Origin of the sequence: Paraburkholderia caffeinilytica, from assembly GCF_046030355.1 — a bacterium.
GTDB lineage: Bacteria > Pseudomonadota > Gammaproteobacteria > Burkholderiales > Burkholderiaceae > Paraburkholderia > Paraburkholderia caffeinilytica_B.
Map to the genome: position 1 here is coordinate 367,094 of NZ_JAQQCQ010000004.1, position 22,099 is coordinate 389,192.

Annotated in this window: 18 protein-coding genes; 5 read left to right on the forward strand and 13 right to left on the reverse strand. The window is 63.9% G+C overall.

From position 1 onward, the window contains the following. Window positions 1-182 precede the first annotated feature (182 nt). The 10 genes from ftsB to PQQ95_RS08685 form a co-directional block, all read right to left on the reverse strand. Complete coding sequence (gene ftsB / locus PQQ95_RS08640; protein WP_408436825.1) at window positions 183-614, reverse strand: cell division protein FtsB; 432 nt, start codon at window positions 612-614, stop codon at window positions 183-185. Window positions 615-722: 108 nt separating this feature from the next. Then, a complete protein-coding gene (eno, locus tag PQQ95_RS08645; RefSeq protein WP_408436826.1) occupies window positions 723-2,006 on the reverse strand; it encodes a phosphopyruvate hydratase in 1,284 nt (427 codons plus the stop codon). Between the two features lie 229 nt (window positions 2,007-2,235). Further along, window positions 2,236-3,090 carry a 3-deoxy-8-phosphooctulonate synthase gene (gene kdsA, locus PQQ95_RS08650; protein ID WP_097389693.1) on the reverse strand — a complete coding sequence of 285 codons (855 nt, stop codon included), beginning with the start codon at window positions 3,088-3,090 and terminating at the stop codon, window positions 2,236-2,238. Next, window positions 3,087-4,760: a CTP synthase gene (gene pyrG, locus PQQ95_RS08655; RefSeq protein ID WP_408436828.1), complete on the reverse strand. Its 1,674-nt coding sequence runs from the start codon at window positions 4,758-4,760 to the stop codon at window positions 3,087-3,089. The genes kdsA and pyrG overlap by 4 nt, the downstream gene beginning before the upstream one ends. Before the next feature lie 256 nt (window positions 4,761-5,016). Beyond that, a complete protein-coding gene (locus PQQ95_RS08660) occupies window positions 5,017-5,820 on the reverse strand; it encodes an alpha/beta fold hydrolase (protein ID WP_408436830.1) in 804 nt (267 codons plus the stop codon). A gap of 107 nt (window positions 5,821-5,927) precedes the next feature. Further along, complete coding sequence (locus tag PQQ95_RS08665; protein ID WP_408436831.1) at window positions 5,928-8,660, reverse strand: DNA internalization-related competence protein ComEC/Rec2; 2,733 nt, start codon at window positions 8,658-8,660, stop codon at window positions 5,928-5,930. 121 nt (window positions 8,661-8,781) lie between these two features. Further along, window positions 8,782-9,570 (reverse strand): TatD family hydrolase, encoded by a 789-nt coding sequence (locus PQQ95_RS08670; protein WP_408436833.1) that lies wholly within the window; start codon window positions 9,568-9,570, stop codon window positions 8,782-8,784. Window positions 9,571-9,626: 56 nt separating this feature from the next. Beyond that, on the reverse strand, window positions 9,627-10,370 hold the full coding sequence (gene lolD, locus PQQ95_RS08675; RefSeq protein ID WP_408436834.1) for a lipoprotein-releasing ABC transporter ATP-binding protein LolD: 744 nt from the start codon (window positions 10,368-10,370) through the stop codon (window positions 9,627-9,629). Then, entirely contained in the window at window positions 10,363-11,616 is a 1,254-nt protein-coding gene (locus PQQ95_RS08680) for a lipoprotein-releasing ABC transporter permease subunit (protein WP_175053676.1), read from the reverse strand. The genes lolD and PQQ95_RS08680 overlap by 8 nt, the downstream gene beginning before the upstream one ends. 429 nt (window positions 11,617-12,045) lie before the next feature. Then, entirely contained in the window at window positions 12,046-12,291 is a 246-nt protein-coding gene (locus tag PQQ95_RS08685) for a hypothetical protein (RefSeq protein WP_408436835.1), read from the reverse strand. Between the two features lie 132 nt (window positions 12,292-12,423). Between PQQ95_RS08685 and PQQ95_RS08690 the strand changes: the two genes are divergently transcribed. From PQQ95_RS08690 to PQQ95_RS08710, 5 genes are all read left to right on the forward strand, one after another. Next, window positions 12,424-13,608 (forward strand): regulator, encoded by a 1,185-nt coding sequence (locus tag PQQ95_RS08690; protein ID WP_408436837.1) that lies wholly within the window; start codon window positions 12,424-12,426, stop codon window positions 13,606-13,608. Window positions 13,609-13,636: 28 nt separating this feature from the next. Then, the gene (gene recJ / locus PQQ95_RS08695) at window positions 13,637-15,343 is read left to right on the forward strand and encodes a single-stranded-DNA-specific exonuclease RecJ (protein WP_408436839.1); all 1,707 of its coding nucleotides are present in this window, start codon (window positions 13,637-13,639) and stop codon (window positions 15,341-15,343) included. A 230-nt stretch (window positions 15,344-15,573) separates the two neighbouring features. After that, a protein-coding gene (gene prfB / locus PQQ95_RS08700; RefSeq protein ID WP_408436841.1) for a peptide chain release factor 2 occupies window positions 15,574-16,678 on the forward strand; the annotation gives its coding sequence in 2 pieces (ribosomal slippage) (window positions 15,574-15,654 and window positions 15,656-16,678; 1,104 coding nt in all). A gap of 144 nt (window positions 16,679-16,822) precedes the next feature. Further along, window positions 16,823-18,379, forward strand: a complete 1,557-nt coding sequence (gene lysS / locus PQQ95_RS08705) for a lysine--tRNA ligase (RefSeq protein WP_408437002.1) — start codon at window positions 16,823-16,825, stop codon at window positions 18,377-18,379. A 318-nt stretch (window positions 18,380-18,697) separates the two neighbouring features. Next, the gene (locus tag PQQ95_RS08710) at window positions 18,698-19,411 is read left to right on the forward strand and encodes a glycine zipper 2TM domain-containing protein (protein WP_408436843.1); all 714 of its coding nucleotides are present in this window, start codon (window positions 18,698-18,700) and stop codon (window positions 19,409-19,411) included. Window positions 19,412-19,530: 119 nt separating this feature from the next. On the opposite strand, the gene iscX is transcribed toward PQQ95_RS08710, so the two are convergent. The 3 genes from iscX to hscA all read right to left on the reverse strand — a co-directional run bounded on the left by iscX (window position 19,531) and on the right by hscA (window position 22,097). Continuing rightward, entirely contained in the window at window positions 19,531-19,728 is a 198-nt protein-coding gene (gene iscX, locus PQQ95_RS08715) for a Fe-S cluster assembly protein IscX (RefSeq protein ID WP_007181290.1), read from the reverse strand. A 15-nt stretch (window positions 19,729-19,743) separates the two neighbouring features. Next, the gene (gene fdx, locus PQQ95_RS08720) at window positions 19,744-20,085 is read right to left on the reverse strand and encodes an ISC system 2Fe-2S type ferredoxin (RefSeq protein WP_064268968.1); all 342 of its coding nucleotides are present in this window, start codon (window positions 20,083-20,085) and stop codon (window positions 19,744-19,746) included. A 140-nt stretch (window positions 20,086-20,225) separates the two neighbouring features. Next, window positions 20,226-22,097, reverse strand: coding sequence for a Fe-S protein assembly chaperone HscA (gene hscA, locus PQQ95_RS08725; protein ID WP_408436845.1), 1,872 nt, complete (start codon window positions 22,095-22,097; stop codon window positions 20,226-20,228). Window positions 22,098-22,099 lie beyond the last annotated feature (2 nt).

The window sequence follows — 22,099 nt, forward strand, 5'->3', positions numbered from 1 at the left end:
CGGGCACTCACAGAGAGGCCCGGCGATCTAACGATCAAGGGATGCTTAGCAGCGTCAATGAAAAAGCCACCTCACCGGTGGCTTTTTTGCATCTTTCTACGCGCTTTGGTGTTCGCTCTTACGTTCGCTCCCGCGTTTTGCTTCGCGTTCGTTTGTTGCGAGCTCAACCAGCCTCAATAAACTCAGTGCGTGGTCTTCTTGTCCTTGACCGTCTTCCCGCCATGCTTACGATCCGGCTTCGCGCGCGACTCCGGATTCGGCACCACGTGCAGCGGCGCTGCAGACACCTCACCGCGCGTCGACGTGGTGACCGAAGGCGTATTGGCGTTTGGCAACGGCGCGTTCGGCGCGACAAACTGCACGAACACTTCGCTGTCTTTCACCATGCCCATTTCATAACGCGCCCGCTCTTCCACCGCGGCCGTACCGGTCTGCAAATCCTGGACCTCGCCCTGGATACGCTCGTTGCGCAGCTTCGAATCAGTGTTCTTCTGCAGTTGCTGCGCCAGTTGCTGCTGCAACTCATGCACGCGTAACCAGCCGCCGTGCCCCCACCAGAGCGGGTACTGGATCAGCGCCAGCAGAACGATCAGGACAGCAGTGACAAGCCGCATGAAGTAAGCACAATAAATACACGCCGCCCTGCGCTATACGCAGGGCGGCGGGGTCAATCAGAAACGAAAGGTAACCGGTTCATCGGTCAGCGCTAGCGAACAAGTCATTTAGCGCAGATTGTAGAACGCCGACTTGCCCGGGTAGCTGGCGATATCACCGAGGTCTTCTTCGATGCGCAGCAACTGGTTGTACTTCGAGATGCGATCCGAACGCGACAGCGAACCCGTCTTGATCTGACCGGCGTTCAGGCCGACCGCGATGTCCGCAATCGTCGAATCTTCGGTTTCACCCGAGCGGTGCGAGATCACGGCCGTATAACCGGCGCGCTTTGCCATTTCGATCGCCGCGAAGGTTTCCGTCAGCGTACCGATCTGGTTGATCTTGATCAGGATCGAGTTGGCGATGCCCTTCTCGATGCCTTCCTTCAGAATGCGCGTGTTGGTGACGAACAGATCGTCGCCCACCAGCTGGATCTTCTTGCCGAGCTTGTCGGTCAGGATCTTCCAGCCGGCCCAGTCGCCTTCGTGCATGCCGTCTTCGATCGACACGATCGGGAACTTGTCGGCCAGGTTCGCCAGGTAGTCGGCGAATTCGCTCGACGACAGTTGCAGACCTTCGCCCGCCAGCTGGTACTTGCCGTCGTGGTAGAACTCGCTGGCTGCGCAGTCGAGCGCGAGCAGCACGTCTTCACCTGCGCGGTAGCCAGCCTTTTCGATGGCTTGCAGGATGGTCGACAGGCATTCGTCATTGCTGCCGAAGTTCGGCGCGAAGCCGCCTTCGTCGCCCACGGCCGTGCTCATGCCACGGTCGCTCAGGATTTTCTTCAGCGCGTGGAACACTTCAGCGCCGCAACGCAGTGCTTCGCGGAAGGTCGGCTGGCTGACCGGCACGATCATGAATTCCTGGATGTCCAGGCTGTTGTTCGCATGCGCGCCGCCGTTGACGATGTTCATCATCGGCACCGGCAGTTGCATCGCGCCCGATCCGCCGAAGTAGCGGTACAGCGGCAGGCCGGCTTCTTCAGCAGCGGCCTTCGCGACAGCCATCGAAACGGCCAGCATCGCGTTCGCGCCGAGGCGCGACTTGTTGTCGGTGCCGTCGAGTTCCAGCAGGGTCTTGTCGAGGAAGGCCTGCTCGGAAGCATCGAGGCCCATGATCGCTTCGGAGATTTCGGTGTTGATGTGCTCGACAGCCTTCAGCACGCCCTTGCCGCCGTAACGGCCGGCTTCGCCGTCGCGCAGTTCGATCGCTTCGCGCGAGCCCGTCGACGCACCCGACGGCACCGCGGCGCGGCCCATCGTGCCCGACTCGAGCAGCACGTCGCATTCGACGGTGGGGTTGCCTCGCGAATCGAGAATCTCTCGACCGATGATATCTACGATAGCACTCATGGTTTCCTCAAGAAATGACGTTGAATTCTTTACTGTGAAACTGCACCGGGGCTGTCGATTGGAGTTAGCGCTTCAGCCTCTACTCCAATCCCATGCAGAACGCCGGTCTCCCCGGCACACCACAAACACCCCGACGCTTTCGACGACCATTGCGTGCATTCGCCACATGCCGATGATGCCGACCGAGCCCATTGTGCAGCCCAATCGTGACACGCCGCGAACGCCTGAATCAGTTGAAATCGCTTTCGAGGAACGGCGCGCGCTTGACGGCCTGATCGAGCGTAACAAGCGTTTCGAGCAGGTCGGCCATGCGATGCAACGGCACTGCGTTCGGGCCGTCCGACTTGGCTTCGGAAGGCTTCGGATGGGTTTCCATAAAGAGACCCGCCACGCCCGTCGCCACGGCGGCACGCGCCAGCACCGGCACAAATTCGCGCTGACCGCCCGAACTCGTGCCCTGCCCGCCCGGCAACTGCACCGAGTGGGTGGCGTCGAACACGACCGGCGCGTTGGTCTCGCGCATGATCGCAAGCGACCGCATGTCCGACACGAGATTGTTATAGCCGAACGACACGCCGCGCTCACACGCCATGAAGCGGTCTTCCGAGAGACCGGCTTCACGCGCCGCATCACGCGCCTTGTCGATCACGTTCTTCATGTCGTGCGGTGCGAGAAACTGGCCTTTCTTGATGTTGACCGGTTTGCCCGAACGCGCGCAAGCATGGATGAAGTCCGTTTGACGGCACAGGAAAGCAGGCGTTTGCAGGACGTCGACCACCGACGCAACCTGCTCGATCTCGTGCTCGGCATGCACATCGGTCAGCACCGGCAAACCGAGTTGACGCTTCACTTCCGACAGGATGCGCAAACCTTCGTCCATGCCCAGACCGCGGAACGACTTGCCGCTGCTGCGGTTGGCCTTGTCGTACGACGATTTGTAGATGAACGGAATGTTCAGCTTCGCGCAGATTTCCTTCAGCCGGCCTGCCGTGTCGATCGTCATCTGTTCGGATTCGACGACACAGGTGCCCGCGATCAGGAAAAACGGCTTGTCGAGCCCGATTTCGAAATCGCCCAGTTTCATGCTTTCTCCCCGACTTCGTTCACGGTGCGCGACTGCTGATGCGCGAGCGCCGCTTCGACGAACGACTTGAACAGCGAATGGCCGTCACGCGGCGTGGACGTGAATTCCGGGTGGAACTGCACGCCGACGAACCACGGGTGCATGCTGCGCGGCAATTCCATCATTTCCGGCAGATCTTCACTCGGGGTACGGGCGCTGATGATAAGGCCACCGGCTTCGAGCTGGGGCACGAAGCGGTTATTGACTTCATAACGGTGACGATGACGTTCGTTCACATCCTTGCCATAGATCTCTTCGGCCATCGTGCCGGGTTTGATCGGGCAACGTTGCGAACCGAGGCGCATCGTGCCGCCCAGATCCGATTCTTCGGTGCGCTTCTCGACCTTGCCTTCGCGGTCGTACCACTCGGTGATCAGTGCGACCACGCGGTTTTCGGTTTCCTGATCGAACTCGGTGCTGTTCGCATCTTTCAGGCCGACCACGTCGCGGGCGAATTCGATCACAGCCAGTTGCATGCCGAGGCAGATGCCGAGATACGGCACCTTTGCTTCGCGTGCATAGCGGATCGCGGCGATCTTGCCTTCGGTGCCGCGACGGCCGAAGCCACCCGGCACGAGCACCGCATCCAGATGCTTGAGGCTCTCGACGCCTTGCGTCTCGATCTCTTCCGAATCGATGTACTCGATGTTGACCTTGGTCGACGTATGCATCGACGCATGGCGCAGCGCTTCGATCAGCGACTTGTACGACTCGGTCAGATCGACATACTTGCCAACCATGCCGATCGTGACTTCGTGCTGCGGATGTTCGAGCTTTTCGACGAGGTTCGACCACATCGACAGATCGGCCGGCTGCGGCGTGAGCTTGAGCTCTTCGCAGATGATCGCGTCCAGCCCCTGGTCGTGCAGCATCTGCGGAATCTTGTAGATGCTGTCGGCGTCCCACACGGAAATCACCGCGTCTTCCGGCACGTTCGAGAACATCGAGATCTTGGCGCGCTCGTCGTCCGGAATGCGGCGGTCGGCGCGGCACAGCAGCACGTGCGGCGAAATACCGATTTCACGCAGCTTCTGCACGCTGTGTTGCGTCGGCTTGGTTTTCAGCTCGCCGGCGGTGGCGACCCAGGGCACCAGCGTGAGGTGCACGAAGCACGCGCTGTTGCGGCCCATGCGCAGGCTCATCTGACGCGCGGCCTCGAGGAACGGCAGCGATTCGATGTCGCCCACGGTGCCGCCCACTTCGACGATCGCGACATCCGGCTCGCCGCACGTTGCGGAAGCCGCGCCGCGTTCGATGAACGCCTGGATTTCGTTGGTAATGTGCGGAATGACCTGCACCGTCTTGCCGAGATAATCGCCGCGGCGTTCCTTGCGGATCACCGATTCGTAAATCTGGCCTGTGGTGAAGTTGTTGGCCTTGCGCATCTTCGTGCTGATGAAGCGCTCATAGTGGCCAAGGTCGAGGTCAGTCTCCGCTCCGTCTTCCGTTACGAACACTTCGCCGTGTTGAAACGGGCTCATCGTGCCGGGGTCGACGTTGATGTAGGGATCGAGCTTGAGGAGGGTGACTCTAAGACCGCGCGATTCGAGGATCGCGGCGAGGGAAGCGGCGGCAATACCCTTGCCGAGGGAAGATACTACGCCGCCGGTGACGAAAACATATTTGGTCATCGCTGGATGCTCGCGGGAAAAACGGATTATACCGTAAAGCAGGGTCTCAACCCAGCGAATTCCTGGCGACATCTGCACGAAAGTGTGCCATGGCGATGGCAATCGCCGTTCGCCGATCATGCGCCGTTTTTCACGGCGGTGACCAGCGGCGATGGCGGGCCGCGCCGCCCTCGCCGACGGCTGCATCTCTTATATATGAGCGGCGTGCCGTGCCGGTGACCGCCGCGCCGTGTGTCGCGCGGCGCGGCGCAGGCCCTTAACTCCGCCGTTCCAGTTCGCGCAGCATCCGCTGTACCGCGCGCGCGGTTTCGAGCGGTTTCTCCATCGGATACAGATGGCTGCCTTCGATCCATTCGACGTGACCGCCCGTCGCGCGGCGGGTAGCCTCCAGACCCGCCTGGCGCACCTCCTTCGAACGCGTGCCGGCGATGAATCCCACCGGCACCGGCGCGCCGCGCGCGAGGCGGGGGCCGAGCGTATGCGGCAAGGTCTTATAGATCTGATACTCGGTGCGCCGGTCGAAAGCGAGCGAACGGCCGCCATCCAGCGAGCTCTGCGGAATGCCGAAGTCGATATAGTCGGACAGCATCCGCTCGTCCCAGCGCGCAAAAGCCGGCTTTGAATAAAAGTGCCGCCACGCCTCGTCGCGGCTCGCCCATTGCGTGCGGCGCGTGCGGGTGGCGGCCGCCGGCGACAGGCGCTCGTCGAGGCCGGTCCATTGCGACACGCGCAACATGCTGCTGCGCCAACCCGCGATGACCGGCGAGTCGAGCATCACCACGCCCCTCACCCACTGCGGCTTTTTCAGCGCGGCCATGAGCGACAGATAGCCGCCGAGCGAATGGCCGACCAGCCACACCGGCTGCTCGTACGACCCGCCGATGTCGTCGAGCAACTGCTCGACCAGATGCGGCCAGTCCTGCGTGACCGGATAACGCGCGTCGTGACCGATGCGCTCGATCGAGCGCAGTTCATAGTCGTCGGCGAGTTCGGCGAAGATCGTCCGGTAGGTCGACGCCGGAAAACCGTTCGCGTGCGAGAAGTGGATGATGTTTTTCAACTGCGGCTATCTCCGTTCTGTTTTAGCGCGCCGGATTGATTCCTGGTTTTTCATCCAGGCCCGAGCCCCGGCGGCGCGTTTGTTCTATCCGTGCGGCCGACAATCCGTCAGCGATCCATCCAGTAGCGGCGCTGCGTGTCACGATAGCGCTCGAGCGTCAGTGCGGCGCCGTTCGGGCCCGGGCCGGTTCCGGCGCTGACTCCCCGACGCCCCTCGGGCCCGGCGTTCGGATCGACGCTCAAGGCGGAATCCGGATTGAAATCCGGGCGGATGTCGACCCGCACCGCGCCGTCCGCATCGCTACGCGCAAGTTCGATATGCCGTGCCTTGTAACGCTCGAACACACCCGCATTCGGATGATGAAACCGGTTGCGATAGCCTACCTGAAATAGCGCGATGAGCGGATCGATAGAGTCGAGGAACGGCTCGGTCGACGAGGTCTTGCTCCCATGATGCGGCACGACCAGCACCTGGGCGCGCAACGCGTCGCGATCGCGCGCGAGCAGGACGCGTTCGACCGGCGCTTCGATATCAGCCGTCAGCAGGGCTGTCATGCGTAATGGCGCTGTTTGAACATTTCCGGCCCGCATGCTCTCCGTGACCACCCCGCGCTCCGCAAGCGACGTGTTCGCCGCAATCGGCGCGTTCGCCGTGGCAGACGGCTGCACCGCAACAGGCAACGTGCTCACCCGCAACACACAACAATGCGCATTCGGCTTGCCTTGCAGCGGCCCGGCATCCGGCCAGAGCATCGCGAACTCGACACCGTCCCACTGCCAGCGCTGCCCCGCCGCACAGGGCAGCGTATCCGCGCCGCGTTGCCTTGCGTTCGACCACAGCGGATTCGCCGGCGCCAATGCCGCCACCATTTGACGTACCTCGATCGCGTCCAGTACAGCCGGCGCGCCGCCTGAATGGTCGGAGTCGGCGTGGCTGATGATCAGCGTATCGAGCGCCGTGACGCCATGCGCCTGCAAAAACGGCACGACAACCCGTTCGCCCGCATGGGTCGATTCCGGCCCCGGTCCGGTGTCGAACAGCAGCGTGTGATGCGCGGTTTCCACCAGCACCGAGGTGCCTTGACCGATATCCAGCGCCGTCAGCCGGAAGCCACCATACGGCGGCCCGGCCCGCGCCGGCATCAGCAGCGGCAGCCACAACAACGGTGCGGCCCAGCGCAGCGGCCAACCTCGCGGCGCCAGACACCAGAGAACCCCGACCGCGGCCGCAGCTAGCGTCCACGCATCCGGCTGTGGCAACCGCCAGAGCGTCCATGCCGGACCGGACAGCATCTGCAAGCCCGCGGCGAGCAGGTCGAGCAAGGTATGCGCGGCGCGAAAGGCGTAGGCATCGACTGGCGCGGGCAACGCGACACCCGCCAATACCGCCGGCGTCACCAGCAAGCTCACCCACGGAATTGCGAAGGCATTTGCGAGCGGGCCGATCAACGGAATCTGCGCGAACCAGTAGACGGTAAGCGGCGCCAGCGCAATGGTCACCGCAAACTGCACATGGGCTGCGCTCCTCAGGCGCTCGCCGAAAGCGCGAACGCGGCGGCCCAGCCCGGACCATAGGCGCGCGAGCCTGGCCGGCGTCACGCCATCCTCGCCCTCGTCATCACGCCGTTGCTCGTGATCCTGCACTCGGGGCCGTCCCGACATCGCGAACAGAATCGCCGCCACGGCACAGAACGATAGCCAGAATCCCGCCGACACCACCGCCCACGGATCAATCAGCAGCACCAAACCCAACGCCCACACGAGCACCACCGATCGCGCGACGTTACGGCCGCTGATGAACGCGAGCGCCACCACGCCCGCCATCCACAACGCGCGCTGCGCCGGCACGTTGAAACCGGCCAACGCCGCATGCAGCCCGGCGAACAACGCGCCGCCCGTCACCGCGACGATCTGCGCGGGCAGCAACAACGGCCAGTCGCGGCCGATGAATCCCGAGCGCCGCCACACCGCACCGGCGAGCCACGCCGCCAGGCCGGCGACAAAACCAATATGCAAGCCGGAAATCGCCACCAGGTGACTTGTGCTCGTGCCGCGCATCAACAGCCAGTCGGCCGCGCTGACTTCGTCCTGCGCGCCAATGGCTAGCGCCACCACTATCCCACGATGTGGCGCGTCGGCGAGCACCGTGTCGATGCGCTCGCGCAGCGCGGCGCGCCAGCGATCAATCGTCACACCCAAGCCGCGCGCGTGGCCCGGCAAACGCACGGCGTGAGCCGGTGCGCTCACATAGCCGGTAGCGCGTACATTGCGTGCCAGCAGGCTGGCTTCGGCATCGCGCACGCCGAAATTCGCATTGCCATGCGGGCGTTTGAGCCGCACGGTCAGACGCCAGCGCGCGCCCGGTTCGAGCGACGGCGCAGGCGCATCTTCGGCAATCCACGACAGTTGAATCACACGCGGAAAAGCGGCAATCGGCGCCTCGACCGACTCGACGTCGAACAGGAAACGCGCCCCCTTTTCGTCGCGCGACGGCAGACCCTTGATACTGCCGGCGACGTCGATATCGCGGCCCTCCCAGGCACTCGGCAAGCTCACCGCGAGCCGGGTTTCCGCGCGCCAGGCGGAATAGCCGAAGCCAACACATAAGGCCGCAATCCACACCGCCCCCCAGCCGACGCCCGAACACAAGCGTGCGCTGAAGAAGATCAAAGAATCCCCGCGCCCTTCGCGCGAAGAACCACAACACAATCCCCACACCGCAACACCAATCGCAACGCACCCGAGCGCCACCAGCGCACACCAGCCACGCCAATCCGGCAACGCCGCCTGCCGCTGCAACCCGATCACACCCAACGCAAACCCGCACCACCATGCCCGCATCCGCCCTCCGCCCCTTCCGACCAGCCATCACCGGACGGCGCAACGCACAGCGAGCAGGCGTCAAAAAGCCCGCCAGGCATGTGTTCCGCCCGGCGCGAACCACTCAAACCATCGCGTTCAATTATGCAGAGGAAAGTGCGAGCCGCGGCAGCGCGGCGAGCGCGTTAGCCGTTGTGCCTAGGGCGGCTTCGTCGGCGGTCATGCCGCGCAGTTGCGCGAGACCTGCGCCGATGGCCGGAATCTGCTCCGGCGAGTTGCGCTGCTTGTACATCCAGGAAGGAGCAATGTCCGGCGCGTCGGTCTCGACGACCAGTGCGTCGAACGGCAGCTGCTCCGCAAGGCGGCGGATTTGGCGCGCCCGCTCGAAGGTCAGATTACCGCCGAAACCGAGATGCATGCCCTGGTCGATATACGCCTGAGCCTGCTGAAAACTACCGTTGAAAGCGTGCGCGATGCCGCGATGGATCTGATGCCGCCGCAGCCCTTTGATCACCTGATCCTGGGATTTGCGCACGTGGCAAATCACCGGCAGATCGAATTCGCGCGCCAGTTGAAGTTGACCGTTGTAGAAGAACTGCTGCCGCGCATCGTCGAGACCTTCCACGAAATAATCGAGGCCGATCTCGCCGATGCCGACAAATAGCGGATCGTCGAGACACGCCTCGATTTCCATGCGCAGCAGGTCGAGATCCTGCTCCTGCGCGCCCGGCGCAAAAAGCGGATGAATGCCGAGCGCATACGCGCCGCCGTCGATGCGGTGCGCGAGTTCACGCACCGTCGTGAAGTTCTCGCGGCCGATCGCGGGAATCACGATACGCCCCACGCCGGCTCGACGCGCCGCAGCGGCGACTTCATCGCGATCGGCGTTGAATTCCGAAGCGTCGAGATGACAGTGCGTATCGATCCACATGGCGCGCCTCGTTAGTGACAGAGGTGGCTGAGCATCACCCACGTTCCGCGCGGTGCTTAAACCGGCACCGGCGGCTCTTCGTGCAATACGCCGTCGCGCAACCGCATGATCCGGTCGCAGCGTCCGGCCAGTTCCGGATCGTGTGTGACGATCACGAAGCTGGTATCGAGCGTTTGCGACAGTTCGAGCATCAGGTTGAACACGGTGTCGGCGGTGCCCCCGTCCAGATTGCCGGTGGGTTCATCGGCGAGCACACAGGCGGGCTTCGTCACCAGCGCCCGCGCAATCGCGACACGTTGCCGCTCGCCACCCGACAGCTCACCCGGACGATGCTTCGCCCGATTCCCCATGCCGACGCGCTCCAGCACCGCGAGCGCTTCGTGCCGCGCGGCCTCGGTCGTCATGCGGCGAATCCGCAGCGGCATCGCGACGTTGTCGAGCGCGGTGAATTCCGGCAGCAGATGGTGGAACTGATACACGAACCCGAGTGCGCGATTGCGCAGATCGTTGCGCTCGCGCTCGGAGAGCTTCGTAAAGGGCTTGCCCATTACCGAGACGTGACCCGCGCTCGGATCGTCGAGGCCGCCGAGCACATGCAGCAGCGTGCTCTTGCCGGACCCCGACGCGCCGACGATCGCGAGTTTTTCGCCGCGCCGTACGCTCAGTTGCGTGTTGTTCAGCACCTGCACGTTGAGGCCGCCCTGCACGAACGACTTCGAGATGCCGGTTGCTTCCAGCACGTAGGGATGCAGCGCGGTGTCTTCAGAGACCATGGATAGGCTGGTGGAACGGTCATTCATAGCGCAGTGCCTCCGCAGGACGGACTTTCGCACCACGCCAGCTCGGATAAAGGGTTGCCAGCGCCGACATCAGGAACGCGATGATGCCGATTCGCGCGACGTCGGCGGGAATCAGTTCAGACGGCAGCTCGCTGATGAAATACACGGAGGGCGGCAGGAACTGCACGCCGAGCAGATGCTCGATCATCGGCACGAGCCACGGAATGCTCCACGCAATCAGACAGCCGAGCGCCACGCCGGTCGCCGTGCCGATAAAGCCGATCGTCACGCCCTGCACCACGAATATCTTCATGATCGAGCCGGGCTGCGCGCCGAGCGTGCGCAGAATCGCGATGTCGGCCTGCTTGTTGGTCACCGTCATCACCAGCGACGACACCAGATTGAACGCCGCCACCGCGATGATCAGCGTGAGGATGATGAACATCATGCGTTTTTCGATCTGTACCGCCGAGAACCAGGTCTTGTTCTGCTGGGTCCAGTCGCGAATATACAAATCGCCGGACAGGCTGCGCGCCAGCTGATGCGCGACCTCCGGCGCCCGCTGCATGTCGGTCAGACGCAGCCGCACGCCGGTCGGCGCGGCTAGCCGGAACAGCGCCTGCGCGTCCTTGATGTTGATCAGCGCGAGCGTGCTGTCGTACTCGTAATGCCCCGACTCGAAGATGCCCACCACCGTGAACTGTTTCAGCCGTGGCAGCATGCCGGCGGGCGTGATCGTGCCTTCGGGCGCGACCAGCGTGATCTTGTCGTTGACCGTCACGCCGAGATTGGTGGCGAGGTCGGCGCCCAGCACGATGCCGAAGTCGCCCGGCACCAGGTCGGTCAGCTTGCCGCCCTTCATTTCCTTACCGATGTCCGACACTTCGGGCTCGAGCGACGGTTCGACGCCGCGCAGCGCCACGCCGCTCACGGCGTCCTGGCGCGTGAGCAGCGCCTGGGCTTCGACATAGGGCGCCGCACCGATCACTTCCTTGTTCTGGCGTGCTTCCTGCGCGGTCAATTGCCAGTTGGGCATCGACCCGGTCGGCGAAAAGATTTCGACGTGCGCCAGCACCGACAGCATCCGGTCGCGCACCTCTTTCTGGAAACCGTTCATCACGGACAACACCACGATCAGCGCCGCGACGCCGAGCGCGATGCCCGACATCGACACGAGCGCGATGAAAGAAATGAAGCCGTTGCCGGTCGTGCGTTTGCCGGCGCGGGTGTAGCGCCAGCCAATCTGCCATTCGTAGGGGAATTTCAAGCGAATCCTTTTCTGCGTTCTTCGTCTGCCCGTGGGCGTTGTGCTGCGCATGGCCGCGGCAGCTTGTGGCTGTCGCGCCTGTCATGCGGCCCGAGCGTCCTGATCATTGGTGTCGCGGCAACCCGGATGGTTCCGGCATGACTTCCCAGGCCGCCCGGTGTTTCTGGCCAACCCTGCACCGCCGAAGCCATCGCCCCGCCGCTGCTGCCACTGCCTGCTTGCCACTGCCATTAATCAAGCGCGAAGTTTGCCATACAATGCCGCGAACCCGCGCAAAGGCCTTGCACGCGGGACTCATGGCGGACGCGGCGGGCCACCGTCGGTGTCGAGCACGGGCGCGCGACGCGGGCAAATCACCTGCCCGCGGCCTGGAGCGGCAGACTGAAGGCGCAACCCTGCCGATCCGCTGCCTTGCTGCAGACACGCGCCCTAACTCAGGTTGTAGCGGCGGCGCAAATCGTTGATGATGCCGGCCGCCTCGCTGGTCGCGACTTCGCGCACTTCCGCGTCTTTACGGTCCCGATGCAGATGGGTGATATCCCAGTTGCAGCCGTCTTCGTCCTCGACGGTCTCGTGGAATCCGGTGGGAATCCAGCCGGCCGTGACCGGATTCGCGTCGAGCGCCTTGACGACCAATCCAAGCAGCTCCTGCTCGGTTTTCAGTTCACGTGACATGTCAGCCTCCTTCGTCATGTACGCGGTGCCGCCGCGCCCGGCCGCTGTCATCGGCGAGGGTCATCGGCAAAGCTCGGACGCGCTGCCCGAATCCGCCGATATGGTCTGAATACTCGCACTCTTTGCCCTACAATGCGCAGCATCATGCACGCCAACCGTCTTCATCTTCTCCTGCCCTTCGCGCTGCCCGCCGCAGCCGATGCCTCCACCGCCCTGCATGACATCCGGAGTCCGGCCCTCGACCGGCTGATCGCCCGCGCGACGCTGGTGGAACGGGTGGTCGGCGAAGATTTTCAGCGCACGCTGCCGCACGAGCGCTGGGTGGCGCGCCAGTTCGGCGCGCTGCCCAGCGGCGCGGCGGCCGCCGACGAAGCGCCGCTCGCGCCGTACATGCTGCGCGCCGACGGCGGCGAACCCGGCAGCGCCACATGGGCCTGCGTGCAACCGGTACACGTGCGCATCGCGCACGACCATCTGGTGCTGATCGATCCCGCCTCGCTCGACCTGTCCGACGACGAAGCCGGCGTGCTGCTGGCGGTCGCCCGGCCGTTGATCGAGGAACTCGGCGTGCGCATCGAAGCGCCCAAGCCCACGCGCTGGTATTTGTCGGGCGACGGCTTCGGCACGCTGGCCGGGGCCTCGCCGTTACGCGCAAGCGGTCGCAACATCGAAATCTGGCTGCCGCACGAGGCCCATTCCGGCGACCGTTCGCGCGCCTGGATGAAGCTGCAGAACGAAGTGCAGATGGCATGGTTCGAGCATCCCGTCAATGAAGCGCGCGAAGCGCGTGGCCTGCCGGCCGTCAACTCGATCTGGTTTCACGCCCAGGGCGCAGTGCAGCCGGTCAGAAGCCCGTTCGCCCGGGTGTTCTCCGACGCGGCGGCAACGCGTGGCCTCGCCATGACTTGCGGCGTCGAGACTGCGGCAGCGCCGGCGTCGTTTGCGGCGTTCCGTGCCGCTACCGCGGCGAGCGGCGCGGCGGATAACACGTCGAATGGCACATCGGGTGGCGCGTCCGCGGCTAGCGCCAATGCAAACGCCAATGCCAATGCCAATGCCAATCGCGCCACGCTGATCGAACTCGATCCCTTCTCCGCGCCCTACATCGAGCAGGACTGGGCACGCTGGAACGACGCCTTCGCCGCGTTGCAAACCGACTGGATCGAACCGGCGCTGGACGCACTGCAGTCAGGCCAGCTCGACGAACTCGGCCTGACCCTGTGCGGCGACACCGGTTCGGTGACGCTCACGGTCACGCGCGGCGATCTGCGTAAATTCTGGCGGCGGCGCGTGCTCGCCTCGCTGTTTATCGAATGACTTATCGATTGATCTACGGCCTTTCCGAATGACTCGAATCGTTACGCGCGCCGCCTCGCCGGTCGACGCCGAAATTCTCACCCGCCACGGCCTGCATCCGGTGCTGGCACGCCTGTACGCCGCGCGCGGCGTGTGCATGCCCGATGAAATCGAAACCGGTCTGGCGCGGCTCGTGCCGCCCGCCGGGCTCAAAGGCTGCGAAGACGCCGCCGTGCTGCTCGCCGATGCGATCCAGAGCAAGCGCCGCATGCTGGTGGTAGCCGACTACGACTGCGACGGCGCCACCGCCTGCGCGGTCGCGGTGCGCGGCCTGCGCATGTTTGGCGGCCAGATCGAGTATCTGGTGCCGAACCGCTTCGAGTACGGATATGGTCTGACGCCGGAGATCGTCGCGCTGGCCGCCCGCAGCGCGTCAGGCAAGCCGGACCTGCTGATTACGGTCGACAACGGCATCGCCAGCGTCGACGGTGTGGAAGCGGCCAATGCGCTCGGCATCGACGTGCTGGTCACCGATCACCACCTCCCCGGCGACGAACTGCCGCCCGCCCGCGCGATCGTCAATCCGAACCAGCCGGGCTGCACGTTCCCGAGCAAATGCATCGCCGGTGTCGGCGTGATGTTTTATGTGCTGCTGGCGTTGCGCGCGGAATTGCGCCGCCGGAGCGCCTTCAACGACGCTTTCCCCGAACCGCGTCTGGACGGTCTGCTCGATCTGGTCGCGCTCGGCACGGTCGCCGACGTGGTCAAGCTCGACGGCAATAATCGCGTGCTGGTCGCACAAGGTCTGCAACGGATTCGCAAAGGCAAGATGCAGCCGGGCATTGCCGCCCTGTTTCGCGCCGCCGCGCGCGACGCGCGCAGCGCGTCGGGCTTCGACCTCGGCTTCGCGCTCGGGCCGCGCCTGAACGCGGCCGGCCGCCTGTCGGACATGTCGCTCGGAATCGAGTGCCTAACCACCGACGACATCGGCCGCGCATGGGATCTCGCGCAGCAGCTCGACACGATGAATCGCGAGCGCCGCGAAATCGAAGCCGGCATGCAGCAGCAGGCGCTCGACGACCTCTCGGCGATCAATCCTGAGGGCGCGACCACCATCACGCTGTTCAATCCGGGGTGGCACCAGGGCGTGATCGGCATCGTCGCCGGACGGTTGAAGGAGAAATTCCACCGCCCTTCGTTCACGTTCGCGCTCGCCGACGACAGCGGTCAGACCGTCAAAGGCTCGGGCCGTTCGATCTCGGGCTTCCATCTGCGTGACGCGCTCGATCTGATCTCGAAGCGCGAGCCTGGCCTGATCGTCAAATTCGGCGGCCACGCAATGGCTGCGGGCCTGACGATCGCCGCCGCCGACGTGCCGCGCTTTACGGCCGCGTTCGAGGCCGTGGGCCGCGAATGGCTTTCCGAAGAGGCACTGTCGCGCACGGTCGAAACCGACGGTGAACTCGAGGACGCCTACTTCACGCCGCAGTTCGTCGAAATGCTCGATGCCGCCGTATGGGGTCAAGGCTTTCCGGCACCGGTGTTTTCCGGCGAATTCGACATCGCGTCGCAGGCGCTGGTGAAGGACAAGCACCTGAAGCTGCAACTGGTGCGCGGCCGTCAGCGCTTCAACGCGATCTGGTTCAATCACACCGATACGCTGCCCGCGCGCACCACCGTCGCCTATCGCCTCGCCAGCGACACATGGAATGGCGTGTCGCGCGTGCAATTGATCGTCGAGCACGCCGCGAGCTGAAGCGCGCACGAGCCCCGGCGCCGTGTCGGGTTCGCGCCATGAGATTTGCGCGTCACGCGTGCGCCGGCCACACCTGGCCGGCTGTACCGCCGTTTGCCCGGCATCGCTCAAAAACGTCGAAAAACACCGCAAAATCAACCCCAAACCCGCGCCGGATCGCTCAAGAGCCTCCGGCGCGCCGCGCCGATCGGCTATAATTTCCCCTTTTTACGAAGCTATAAAAGATCGACATGGAAGCGGAACGTCTCAACGCGATCGAAGCCTCACTGGCGGACCTGCGCACGCGCGCGGACTCGCTACGGGGGTATCTTTGACTACGACGACAAGGCATTACGTCTGATCGAAGTCAACCGGGAACTCGAAGACCCGGACGTCTGGAACGACTCGAAGCACGCCCAGGCCCTCGGCCGGGAAAAGAAACTGCTCGACGATACCGTCGGCAAACTTACGGCGCTCGATAACGACCTGCGCGATGCGCAGGACCTGTTCGACATGGCCCGCGAAGAAGACGACGAGGAAACCCTCCTCGCCTGCGAATCCGACGCACAAGGCATCGAGCAGCGCGTCGCCGACATGGAATTCCGCCGGATGTTCGCGAATCCGGCCGACCCGAACAACGCCTTCCTCGACATTCAAGCCGGCGCCGGCGGCACCGAAGCGTGCGACTGGGCGTCCATGCTGCTGCGCCAATACCTGCGCTACTGCGAACGCAAGGGTTTCAAGACCGAAATCCTGGAACAGACCGAAGGCGACGTCGCCGGCATCAAGAACGCCACGATCAAGATCGAAGGCGAATACGCGTACGGCTTTTTGCGCACCGAAACCGGCGTGCACCGCCTCGTGCGCAAGTCGCCGTTCGATTCGTCGGGCGGCCGCCATACGTCGTTCTCGTCGGTGTTCGTGTACCCGGAAATCGACGATTCGATCGAAGTCGACATCAATCCGGCCGATCTGCGCATCGACACGTACCGCGCGTCCGGCGCGGGCGGTCAGCACATCAACAAGACCGATTCGGCCGTGCGGATTACGCACATGCCGTCGGGTATCGTCGTGCAGTGCCAGAACGACCGCTCGCAGCACCGCAACCGTGCCGAAGCCATGGCCATGCTGAAATCGCGCCTGTACGAAGCGGAAATCCGCAAACGCCAAGCCGAACAGGACAAGCTCGAAGCCGGCAAGACCGACGTGGGCTGGGGTCATCAGATCCGTTCATACGTGCTGGACAACAGCCGTATCAAGGATCTGCGCACCAACGTCGAAATCAGCAATACGAAGAGCGTGCTCGACGGCGACCTCGATCCGTTCATCAGCGCCAGCCTGAAACAGGGCGTCTAAGCGCAACCGGCGCGGCATGCCTTGCATCGCCGCGCCGTCTATCTTTGCATCTTTGCGCATCTTTGTTATAGCGCCTGAGGTTTTTACTGACTGGCCACCCGCATGCGGACCATCCTGGTGCGGGCCACCGAATACCAAACCATCATGACCGAACCGACCCAGCCTAATGCGGCCCAGCCTGACGCGACCCGACCCGATGTCGCGCCCGAGGTAGACGACAACAAGATCATGGCCGAACGCCGCGAAAAGCTGCGCGAACTGCGTGAGCAAGGCGTTGCCTATCCGAACGATTTCCGCCCCACGCATCACGCCGCGGATCTGCAAACGCAATACGCCGAGGCCGACAAGGAAACGCTCGAAGCCAATCCGCTCGAAGTCGCGATCGCCGGCCGCATGATGCTCAAGCGCGTAATGGGCAAGGCAAGCTTTGCAACCGTGCGCGACGGTTCGGGTCAGATCCAGTTCTTCATCACCCCTGCCGACGTCGGTCAGGAAACGTACGACGCCTTCAAGAAGTGGGACATGGGTGACATCGTCGCGACGCGCGGCGTGCTGTTCCGCACCAACAAGGGCGAACTGTCGGTGCGTTGTACCGAACTGCGTTTGCTGTCGAAGTCGCTGCGTCCGCTGCCGGACAAATTCCATGGTCTCGCCGACCAGGAAATGAAGTACCGCCAGCGCTACGTCGACCTGATCGTCACGCCGGAAACGCGCAAGACCTTCGTCGCGCGCACCAAGGCGATTTCGTCGATCCGCAAGTTCATGTCGGAAGCCGACTTCATGGAAGTCGAAACGCCGATGCTGCATCCGATTCCGGGCGGCGCGGCGGCCAAGCCGTTCACCACGCACCACAATGCGCTCGACATGCAAATGTTCCTGCGCATCGCACCGGAGCTATATCTGAAGCGCCTCGTGGTGGGCGGCTTCGAGCGTGTGTTCGAGATCAACCGTAACTTCCGCAATGAGGGCGTGTCGGTCCGCCACAATCCGGAATTCACGATGATCGAGTTCTACGCGGCGTACACCGATTACAAGTGGCTGATGGATTTCACCGAGCAGTTGATCCGCCAGGCGGCGATCGACGCGCTCGGCACCGCCACGATCACCTATCAGGGTCGCGAGCTCGATCTGGCCAAGCCCTTCCATCGCCTCACGATCAGCCAGGCCATCCAGAAGTACGCGCCGGCGTACACGGACGCGCAACTCGCCGACGACGCCTTCCTGCGCACGGAACTGAAGAAGTTCGGCGTGGACGCCTCGCAGCCGCAGTTCCTGAACGCAGGCGTGGGCGCGCTGCAACTGGCGCTGTTCGAAGAGACCGCCGAGTCGCAACTGTGGGAGCCGACCTACATCATCGACTACCCAGTCGAGGTGTCGCCTCTGGCGCGCGCGTCGGACAAGGTCGCCGGCATCACCGAGCGTTTCGAGCTGTTCATCACGGGCCGTGAAATCGCCAACGGTTTCTCGGAGCTGAACGATCCGGAAGACCAGGCCGCCCGCTTCAAGAAGCAGGTCGACCAGAAAGAAGCCGGCGACGAAGAAGCGATGTTCTACGACGCGGACTACATCCGCGCGCTGGAGTACGGCATGCCGCCGGCCGGCGGTTGCGGCATCGGCATCGACCGTCTGGTGATGATGCTGACCGACAGTCCGAGCATTCGCGACGTGATTCTGTTCCCGCATCTGCGCCGCGAAGACTGATCATTGCGTGGTATGCAAAAGGAAAAACGCCCGGCTCGATGCCGGGCGTTTTTCTTGCGTCGCTTGAAAAACACGGCCTGCTGTAACCTGACGGTTTGTAACCATCGGTAAAAGGTGCGTATCGGCGGCCAGGCCATGGTTTTCGCAAGTTGCTGCAGACCCGCGGAAAATCAGGCGCCCCACGGCGCTTCGCGCGCTTTGACGCGAAAGCGCTGCGATGATTGCCCGGAAATGGTTACAAATTGAAACCTTCCGGGGATCGATTTACCCGACACTCAGTCTCAATAACAGTCGACTCTGCTCCAGACGGAGGCCAATATGGACAATCCAGATACCAAAACCACGCAACAACGTCGTCTTCACCCGCTCGTCGCGACTGCCGCAGGCGCGGTGATCATCGCCAGCCTCGCCGCGACGGCGGCCGTCACGGGCTTGTTCCCGAAGGCGTCGAGCAGCGGTTCGCAAACCGATCAGACCCAGGCTGCGCAAGTGGCCACCCAACCGGGCGTGATCGATTCGGCTGCGCCGGCAAACCCGGCCGCTCAACAGGCAGCCGCACAGGCCGAAGCGCAACAGCAGGCCGCGCAGCAACCACCGCCTCAACGCGCCCCGGCACCCACGCAACAACAGTACGCTCAACAGCCACAGGCTCAACCGGCGCCACAGTACGCCCAGCAACAGCCGTCGCAACCGGCCTACTGCTCGACCTGCGGCACGGTCGAGGGCATCTCGGCAGTCCGTCAGGAAGGCCACGGCACGGGTATCGGTGCGGTTGGCGGCGCAGTGGCCGGCGGCGTAGTCGGGAACCAGTTCGGCAGCGGCAACGGCCGTACCGCGATGACGGTGCTGGGCGTGCTCGGCGGCGGCCTCGCCGGTAACTCGGTTGAAAAGCACATCCGCAGCACGACGTCGTATTCCGTGCGAGTGCGGATGGAAAGCGGCAAGACGCGCTATTTCACGTATCACGAAGCGCCGCCGTTCCAGCAAGGCCAGCGCGTGCGGGTCGAAAACGGCACGCTGGTAGCAAGCTGACCACCTGAAGATTCTCCAGGCGTTAAAAAAGGCGATTCCAATGGAATCGCCTTTTTCTTTGCCACCGCCGGCGCGGAATCAACCTCACCTCGCCGACAGCGGACAACCCCGCGTCGTGCTCAGTAATCCGCGTCTTCTATCCATGCAGCCTGAATCGCTTCGAGGATCTTTTCGTTCGACCGGTTAGGATCGTCGTCGAAACCTTCCAGCTCGGTGACCCAGCGGTGCAAATCAGTGAAGCGCACCTGCTGCGGATCGATGTCCTGGTGCTTGTCAGTCAGGGCCATCGCGATGTCTTGCGTATCGGTCCACTTCATGGCTGCATCCTCCAGTTAGTGATTTTCCTTCGCGTGATTGATCGAGTAGCGCGGGATCTCGACGACCAGATCCTGCTCGGCCGGCACTATCGCCTGGCACGACAGACGCGAGGCCGGTTCGAGCCCCCACGCCTTGTCCAGCAGATCGTCCTCGTCTTCCTCGGACGGCGTCAAGGCGGCGAAACCCTCACGCACGATCACATGACAAGTCGTGCACGCGCAGGACTTCTCGCACGCGTGCTCGATTTCAATGCCGTGTTCGAGCAGACTGTCGCAGATGCTCTTGCCGGGCACGGCGTCGATCACCGCGCCTTCCGGGCACAGTTCGACGTGAGGCAGCACAACGATTTGAGGCATACATTTTCCGTTTGGGTCTGCGGCACGGCAGCCGCAAACAGGCTCCGTACCATTTTACTGGCGTCGCGCGGACTTTTTAAGTCCACGCGACGCGGTTCATTGCCGGCTCGCGCGCGAGGCGCGGGGCCACGCCGCGAGGCTCAGATCTCGTCGAGCTTGCGGCCGGCCAGTGCGCGGCGAATGCCCTTGTTCATGCGGCGGGCGGCGAATTCGTCGGTGCCTTCGGCGAGCGTTTTGGTCGCGGCTTCGATCACATCGGCGTCATCGCTTCCGGCGACGTTGCGCAACGCCGTGAGCAGTGTGTCGAGTTCCGCGCGTTCGCTGTCGTCGAGCAATTCGGCGTCGGCGGCGAGGGCCGCGTCCGTGGCCTCCACCAGACGACGTGCTTCGACCTGCGCTTCACGCAGCGCGCGCGCACGCATGTCGACTTCGGCGGTCGAGAAGCTTTCTTCGAGCATCTTGGCGATGTCGTCGTCGGCGAGACCGTAGGACGGCTTGACCACCACCGACGCTTCCACGCCCGAGCCCTGTTCACGTGCGAACACGGACAGCAGGCCGTCCGCGTCGACCTGATACGTGACGCGAATCCGCGCTGCGCCGGCGGCCATCGGCGGAATGCCGCGCAACTCGAAACGCGCGAGCGAACGGCAATCGCTGACGAGCTCGCGCTCGCCTTGCACGACGTGGATCGCCATGGCCGTCTGGCCGTCCTTGAAGGTCGTGAAATCCTGCGCGCGGGCGACCGGAATCGTGGAATTGCGCGGGATGATCTTCTCGGTCAAACCGCCCATCGTTTCGACGCCCAGCGACAGCGGAATCACGTCGAGCAGCAGCCAGTCGTCGCCGTCCGCGCCGCGGTTGCCCGCGAGCAGATCGGCCTGGATCGCCGCGCCGAGCGCGACGACCTGATCCGGGTCCAGATTGATAAGCGGCGGCTGGCCGAAGAACGACTCGACCGCGCGGCGGATCACCGGCATGCGCGTCGCGCCGCCGACCAGCACGACGCCCTTGATGTCTTTGGTCGCCACCTTGGCGTCGCGCAGCGCTTTCTTCGTCGGCCCGAGCGTGCGTTGAACCAGCGCCTGAGTGATGGCCTCGAAAGTGCCCTCGTCGATCGTCAGATCGATCTGCGTACCGTTCGAGAGCTTCGCCTGCACCTTCGCATCCGGCGCGTCGGACAAAGCCTCCTTGGTCACGCGTACGCTGTCCAGCAGCAGGCGGACGTCTTCCGGTGCGAGCGTTTGCGGCGCGATGCCTGCCTGCTCCAGCACGTGGCGATACAACGCGTGGTCGAAATCGTCGCCGCCGAGCGCGGAATCGCCGCCCGCCGCGAGCACTTCGAACACGCCCTTGGTGAGCTTCAGAATCGACAGGTCGAAGGTGCCGCCGCCGAGGTCATAGACCGCGTAGAGGCCTTCGGAGCCGTTATCCAGACCGTAGGCGATCGCCGCCGCAGTCGGCTCGTTCAACAGACGCAACACGTTCAGCCCGGCCAGACGCGCGGCGTCTTTGGTCGCCTGGCGCTGCGCTTCGTCAAAATACGCGGGCACCGTGATGACTGCGCCGACCAGTTCGTCGCCGAGCGTGTCTTCGGCGCGCTGGCGCAGCGTCGCGAGAATTTCCGCCGATACCTCGACGGGGCTCTTTACGCCGTCCACGGTACGGATCTGCACCATGCCGGGGGCGTCGACGAAATCGTAGGGTGCGTTTTCTGCGCCTTCCACTTCCGCCTTGCCGCGGCCCATGAAGCGCTTGACCGACACGATGGTGTTGCGCGGATCGCTCGCGGCTTCAGCCTTGGCCGTGCGGCCGATACGGCGGCCGCCCTTTTCCAGGTAACGCACTACCGAAGGCAGCAGCGCGTAGCCGTCTTCGTCGGGCAGCACGTCGGGCACGCCGCTGCGCACGGCGGCAACGAGGGAATTGGTGGTGCCGAGATCGATGCCGACCGCCAGACGCCGCTGATGGGGCGCCGGCGCCATGCCGGGTTCGGAGATTTGCAGTAAGGCCATCT